Source organism: Moraxella bovis, from assembly GCF_002014975.1.
GTDB classification, from domain to species: Bacteria; Pseudomonadota; Gammaproteobacteria; order Pseudomonadales; family Moraxellaceae; genus Moraxella; species Moraxella bovis.
Genome location: NZ_MUXV01000032.1, coordinates 1 through 4,654 on the forward strand (window position 1 = coordinate 1; position 4,654 = coordinate 4,654).

8 protein-coding genes are annotated in these 4,654 nt (G+C 43.4%); all 8 read right to left on the reverse strand.

Annotated features, from left to right (window positions below; all coding sequences use genetic code 11):
- Nucleotides 1–7 precede the first annotated feature (7 nt).
- The 8 genes from B0182_RS08040 to B0182_RS08075 all read right to left on the reverse strand — a co-directional run bounded on the left by B0182_RS08040 (nucleotide 8) and on the right by B0182_RS08075 (nucleotide 4,461).
- Nucleotides 8–652 carry a hypothetical protein gene (locus tag B0182_RS08040; RefSeq protein ID WP_078274436.1) on the reverse strand — a complete coding sequence of 215 codons (645 nt, stop codon included), beginning with the start codon at nucleotides 650–652 and terminating at the stop codon, nucleotides 8–10.
- Nucleotides 652–888, reverse strand: coding sequence for a carboxypeptidase-like regulatory domain-containing protein (locus B0182_RS08045; RefSeq protein WP_078274437.1), 237 nt, complete (start codon nucleotides 886–888; stop codon nucleotides 652–654). Before B0182_RS08045 ends, B0182_RS08040 begins: the two co-directional genes overlap by 1 nt.
- 173 nt (nucleotides 889–1,061) lie before the next feature.
- Nucleotides 1,062–1,892: a hypothetical protein gene (locus B0182_RS08050; RefSeq protein ID WP_078274438.1), complete on the reverse strand. Its 831-nt coding sequence runs from the start codon at nucleotides 1,890–1,892 to the stop codon at nucleotides 1,062–1,064.
- Nucleotides 1,893–1,934: 42 nt separating this feature from the next.
- Nucleotides 1,935–2,156, reverse strand: coding sequence for a hypothetical protein (locus B0182_RS08055; RefSeq protein WP_078274439.1), 222 nt, complete (start codon nucleotides 2,154–2,156; stop codon nucleotides 1,935–1,937).
- Nucleotides 2,157–2,198: 42 nt separating this feature from the next.
- Complete coding sequence (locus tag B0182_RS08060; RefSeq protein ID WP_143821692.1) at nucleotides 2,199–2,582, reverse strand: hypothetical protein; 384 nt, start codon at nucleotides 2,580–2,582, stop codon at nucleotides 2,199–2,201.
- Nucleotides 2,515–3,087, reverse strand: a complete 573-nt coding sequence (locus B0182_RS08065; protein ID WP_078274441.1) for a hypothetical protein — start codon at nucleotides 3,085–3,087, stop codon at nucleotides 2,515–2,517. Before B0182_RS08065 ends, B0182_RS08060 begins: the two co-directional genes overlap by 68 nt.
- 90 nt (nucleotides 3,088–3,177) lie before the next feature.
- Nucleotides 3,178–3,741, reverse strand: coding sequence for a fimbrial biogenesis chaperone (locus B0182_RS08070; protein WP_078274442.1), 564 nt, complete (start codon nucleotides 3,739–3,741; stop codon nucleotides 3,178–3,180).
- 102 nt (nucleotides 3,742–3,843) lie between these two features.
- Nucleotides 3,844–4,461 (reverse strand): hypothetical protein, encoded by a 618-nt coding sequence (locus B0182_RS08075; RefSeq protein WP_078274443.1) that lies wholly within the window; start codon nucleotides 4,459–4,461, stop codon nucleotides 3,844–3,846.
- Nucleotides 4,462–4,654: the final 193 nt, after the last annotated feature.

The window sequence follows — 4,654 nt, forward strand, 5'->3', positions numbered from 1 at the left end:
TTTGTTTTTAACAATACCCAATCGGCTTATAGCTTGGCGTGGCAGGTTCGCCATTAACAAGAAACTTTTGGGCGTTATTGGTCAAATAATCCACGATATTTTGCTGATGATTGACCGCACCGTATGGTGGTGCTTGCTTGCCTTGACAATAGGCATTATAAAAAGCAGGACCGCTGTTATTTTTAACAAGACCACCATTTTTGTCGGTATAAGTAAAAAATTGAAATGTTTCGTTTAATGGCTCAGTAATACTGCCCGCTTTTTTAAAAGTATAACGACTAGGGGCATTGACAGCATTTATATCAAAACCATCAACATCAACACGACTTACACCAAAATCCACGACTTTTTGAGCATCACCCATACCCACCGCTTGGCTACCACCTGCAATGATATCGCTGTCATTGATGGTAATTTTTGGCTGAGGTCTGTCATCACGCATACACGCATAGATTGTCTCGCCATTTTGCTCGCCCACTTTTTTAAATTTTGGGTTAAATACACCCCTATGTGTTTGAGGGTCACAATTTTCTGCGTGTGCCTGCGGTATTATGACAAAAGACAACAACCCCAAAAACGCTACTGCCATAAGGTGCTTAACGGTTTTGTGCTTAACAGTTTTGTGCTTCATACGATTGGTATATGTTGTCATCATTGCTCCTCGTTGCTTGTCAGCACCACGCCCACCACATAATCATCGGATACCACCACCTGCTTTGGCTGATGACCACTCGCCTGCACAGTATAGGTGCCTGTTGGCAGTTTATCAAAGAAAAAATAGCCGTCTGTATCGCTTTGGGTGGTGGCAATTTTATGGTTATTTTGCCAAAGCGCCACCTGTCCTATCCCCAAAGCCAGTCGCCCACGAATACCATAATTTTGGCTCATTTGCCAGTTGATATGCGTTGGCAGTCTTGGGGCGATTTTGGCAACCGCTTTGGTTGGCAAGGCGTATTGGATTGGCAGGTGTCGCCCATCAAGGGCAATTTCGTGAACGCCTTTTGGTAAATCCAGTAAATAAGTGCTTTTTGTGCTGTCTTGGCTTAGGGTATTGGCAGATGTTAGCCGACCATTGACATTAAAAACACCTGTTCATACGCTGATTTATCGCTAGTATCGTGATTAAGGGTAATAACCGCTTGCCCGTTTGTACCGCTCATTGCCGTGTATCTGCCAAGTTTTGGTAGACTGGCGGGTGTTTTGTGGGCGTTTAATGATACACGCACAAACCATTCGCCACTTTGGCGAGCTGTTTGGTTATTTAAGCGACTGTCTAGGCGACTGTCATCAAGACGGCCATCAAAGCCATTTGACACAGTGCCGTGCCGATAGCCTGCCCCAAGGCTCATACTGTTTTGGGTGTGATACTGCCAACTGCCGTCAAAGCCGATTTGATTATTAAGATTTTGCCACGACATGCCAAGCGATAATGATTGATTGTCCGATAAGCGGTGCTGTACGCTACTGGCAAGTAAGACTGGGATTTTATCTTGGCTTTTGTGTGCAATTTGCAGATTGTTTTGTAAAGTGGTGTTATAGCTTAGTCTGTGCGATGACGACAGATGATGTTTGTAGCGGTCTATGCTGTATGCATAAGTACTGGCAAATTTGCCTGTCGGATAATCTTGGCTGATACGATACCGCCAATAATCATCTTGCGACTGATATTGTGCTTCGTGACTGATGTGGTCATTGATACGAGTGCGTGCGTAAAGATTAGTTTTATTATCGTCTTGAATAATTGACAAATGCGTGTCGTGGTTTGGGGTATAATACAGCCCAAAATGATGATGATTTTGGCGATTGTAACGACTGTAACGATAATTGGCACGCCAGTTGGTGCGTTCATAATGCGCATCAAGGCGAAAATTGCCGTCACTTTTATAATCCACAAAAACATTGGCATAGCGATTGGGTGCGATATTCGCCCCTAACTACCAAAGTAGAGTATCGCTGTTTTGGGTGTTTTGGTATCTTGCCCCTGCGTTGATACTAACTTTGTTATTTACGCCATAGGCAAGCGTAGCATAGCTTGTATTTGCCCCTTTGTCATCAAACACGCCCACACGCCCAAGCCCTGCTTGCACCAACAGCTCATCGGTCGCTACACGACTGGCGCGTTTGCCAAGCGATACGATTTGGATGCTGACTGGCACTTGTTAATACGGATTATCAAAAATCGCCACTTCAATCAGACTTTAGCGGTCTATGGCAGACATATCCAAATTTAAAAATTCATAGCGTCCGTCTAGCAAACTTTGCACTTTGGCAGCTGCCACGCCATTAATGCGTAATTCGGCAACCCCGCCTGCCACGCCCACCCCTTTGATGTGCTGTAAGTCGTGAATGTCGGTATTTAACAAGCTACTGGTTTTGCCGTCCAAATAAGGCGTCAGATGTCGTTTGATATTGGCATTGCTATACGCCAAATCCACGCCTGTCATCGTCTCAAAAGGCGTGCTACTACTGCCTAGCCGAACCGCTGTTTGGTCGCCAGCATACGCCCAATAGGCATTATCCAGTACGCTTTTTTGGCGGTTGTCTTTGGCAGTCGCCACGCCCCAACTGCCCCTCCATTGCATAACCAAAAGCATCTAAATTGTAACCATACCGCCAAGAACTGTCATTGCCTGTCATTTGCGTGTCAAAATGCACGCCTTGCACCCCAAACTTGCTTGGAAAATGGGTAATCTTAGGCTGTGATACTGGCGGTTTGTTATTTTTTGGCAAAGTGGCACGCATCAGATGAATGTGTAAATCAGACGGTGAATAAGTGGCACCAATGCCAAGTTTGCGTAAAGCGTCAAACGACAAATACGGCATATTTTGCCACACGACAACATCACTTGCCAAAACCGTCCGCCCCAAAGGCGTATCAAAATGCCAACCGTCCGCTTGCTGTTTGGCGGTTGTATCAAGGAGGGATAAATCACTTAGGCTAATATAATAACGCTCATCTTGCCACAAAGCGTCTATGTTGCCCATTTGGCTGTGATTGATTTTTAGCCCCAAAAGGTGTAGCTCGCTTGCTTGGGCTGTAATCGCCCCACACAGCACCACGCTTACCACTGCTGATACAATTTTCATCTTAGTGCCTGTTGCATAATTATATAAATTGTATATATAAATTGTATAAATCGCTTTATTTAAATTGCTTATTAAAGCACTTGACAATCATTATTTGACCGTCAAGCGAATCGGTAGCTGATACTGCGAGCCGATTTTGACCACCGTTAGATTGTCGCTTTGCGATACGATTGGATTGTCAATGTGTTGCTTGATGTTTAAAAACGCATAATGGCTTTTTTGGGCAAAACCAGCTGGCAAGCGAAACGACAGGCGAATGGTCTGATAGCCCCCTGCTTTGATTTCAAAATTTTGTGGGGCGATAAGCACCCAAGGTTTTAGCGTGTCTTGACCGCTTGCAATCGGCACAAAATCGGTGTCCGCATCGGTAAGCGTAACTTGTATGCGTTTTGGCGTATCGCCATAATTATAAAAAGTAACCGATGTATCCACACGCTGATTTGTGGTCGCACTTGCGGTCAAATCAAGTCTGGGTGGCGAGATACCCAGCTGGGCAGGGGGCATATCCAAGCTGTGTCCTGTGGCATTTTTTTGACTCACCACAAGCTGTGTGCCTGTATCGGTCTGTACCATATCGGTTTGTAAAGTATTGGCATAGGCACACAGGCTAATGCTCGCCCACAGCCCCAAAGCCCAACTGCATTTTTTAATCATAAAACACCCAAAAGCCGTCTGTCCGAATTAAAAAGGCTGTTAGGCATACAATGCACCAAAACAGCCTTTTTTAGTTAATTAGCGAAGTTGTTGCTTATTTAATTATTTTGCACCAGTCAAAGTAAGCGTAAAAGTTTCGCCATTTGATTCGTGCAAACCTGCAAGTTTAGCTTTTGACAAATCTAAATCAAAAGTAATATCGCCTTTGGTAACTTCCCATTTAGAGGGTAGTGTAATTTCACTATTTGCACCAACAGTATCAGTTTTGACTTTGACCTCTTTGGTGGTAATGTCTGATTTAATACCGTCTTTAGACAATGTATGCACATCTGCACCCTGCGTATTTGCAATTTTCAAAGTTACTGTACCGCTTTCTGTTAAAGTACGCACCGCCCAAGAATTTTTTAAGGTAACAGGGATAACTTGGGCATCAGCACGAGCATTTGGAACAGTAGCCGTATTCATTTCTTGACCTGTAACACCAGCACTTGTACCGCCATTGGTATCTGTAACATCAATTCTACCAATTCCAAAATCGTAAGTACCCTCCCCCTTGCCTGTCGGCAGGTTGTACTTATTTGCCCCAAACTCAATACCTGCCTTTTCCCAATGGTAAAGCACCAAGATTTCTGGCAGTTTTACTTGCAAATCCACATCGCCACTAATGGTATCAGCACTAGCGGTTGAAATCGTTGCACCGATGATTGCGGTGGCTAACATTAGTTTTTTAGCATATTTTGCTCCATAAAATGATTAGGCATTAGGTATAACTTTATTTTATATTATAAAATAAATCAAAATAAATCAAAATAAATAGTAGAGTTTTTTTGTAAAATTATTTAAATTTTGTTATCTATTTTATACATCAATTATTCGCAGATGATTACATCTTCGGTAGTAATCCAAAAAGTAT

Excerpts from the sequence above, each read along its gene's own strand:
- B0182_RS08040 (WP_078274436.1), bottom strand. The coding sequence starts at position 652 with ATGACAACATATACCAATCGTATGAAGCACAAAACTGTTAAGCACAAA.
- B0182_RS08065 (WP_078274441.1), bottom strand. The coding sequence starts at position 3,087 with ATGAAAATTGTATCAGCAGTGGTAAGCGTGGTGCTGTGTGGGGCGATT.
- B0182_RS08075 (WP_078274443.1), bottom strand. The coding sequence starts at position 4,461 with ATGTTAGCCACCGCAATCATCGGTGCAACGATTTCAACCGCTAGTGCT.
- B0182_RS08045 (WP_078274437.1), bottom strand. The coding sequence starts at position 888 with ATGAGCCAAAATTATGGTATTCGTGGGCGACTGGCTTTGGGGATAGGA.
- B0182_RS08070 (WP_078274442.1), bottom strand. The coding sequence starts at position 3,741 with ATGATTAAAAAATGCAGTTGGGCTTTGGGGCTGTGGGCGAGCATTAGC.
- B0182_RS08060 (WP_143821692.1), bottom strand. The coding sequence starts at position 2,582 with ATGCAATGGAGGGGCAGTTGGGGCGTGGCGACTGCCAAAGACAACCGC.